Source organism: Mesotoga sp. HF07.pep.5.2.highcov (assembly GCF_003666285.1).
GTDB classification, from domain to species: Bacteria; Thermotogota; Thermotogae; order Petrotogales; family Kosmotogaceae; genus Mesotoga; species Mesotoga prima.
Genome location: NZ_JFHJ01000686.1, coordinates 1 through 1,125, shown reverse-complemented (window position 1 = coordinate 1,125; position 1,125 = coordinate 1). Strand labels below are relative to the sequence as shown.

At 50.3% G+C, this 1,125-nt stretch carries 1 protein-coding gene; it reads left to right on the top strand.

The genetic code is table 11. The features are described 5' to 3' along the window. Window positions 1–927 (top strand): ABC transporter substrate-binding protein (locus BG32_RS14630; protein ID WP_259459785.1); only part of this gene is annotated, 927 nt, incomplete at its 5' end. Window positions 928–1,125 lie beyond the last annotated feature (198 nt).

Sequence of the window (1,125 nt, the reverse complement as noted above, 5' to 3'; positions counted from 1 at the left end):
CTTGCCAGAGGCGAGTTCGACTGGGCAGGCTACTTCGTTGCGAACATAGACGAGGTCTTTGTAAAGGCCGATCCAGAGCACTTCAAGTACTGGCTGCCTGAGGGAAACCTGGTATTTCTAAACCTCAACAACCTCAAGTGGCCCTTCGACAACTACAACATGAGAGCGGCGATTGCGGCCGCGATCGATCCAGTCGAGATAACCAGAATAATGGCTAGCGGCGCCGTTCCCGCTTCTCTGGCCGGCGTCAAGGCGAGTTATCTAAGGCTTGCCGAGAAGGGTTTAAACGAATACGGAATTGAATACGACCCCGATTATGCAAGATACCTTATCGAGAAGGAAGGTTATAAGCTGAACAGGAACGGAATCTACGAGAAGGACGGTAAGTCGCTATCGTTGAATCTGTACGTGCCAACGGGATGGACCGACTGGATAATGGGTGCCGAGGAAGTATCCAGGCAGCTGAAGGAGATCGGAATAGAGGCCATCGTCACTTTGGCAGCGTGGCCTTCTCCCTACAAAGACATGATGTACAACGGCAACTACGAGATGCTGTTCGGCATAGCCGTGACAGGAACCAGCCCATACTACCAGTTCGACAACTGGGTTCATTCCAAACACTGGGCGCCGATCGGCGAAAATGCCGGGAACTACTACGGGATGAGATATAAGAACGAGAGAATCGACGAACTCCTGGATAGCTACAAGAGGCTTACCGATCCCGAAGCCCAGGACGCCGTAATGGAAGAGGTATTGACAATCTTCTTGAGAGATCTTCCATCCGTTCCCATGTTCTTTAATCCCGTATGGTTCGAGTACAGTACAAGGAACTTTGTCGGCTGGCCCAACGCCGAAAATCCGTACGCGGAACCGAGACCGACCGGAATGGACAAGATGCCCATTCTGCTTTCTATACATCTGCGTTAATCAACTGATATTTCCCGCAGGCTTAACTGCCTGCGGGTTTTGTTAAAAACCACGAGAGGGGGTAAGAAAGGCTTTCTTTCTGCATGGAAAGAGCTCTTTCTGAACAGCATTGGCTTACTTCGCTAGAAAGATCGGTTTACTGCTATTCGCTTTGTTCGTGGCAGTCACTCTGAATTTCTTCATACCGAGAATGATGCC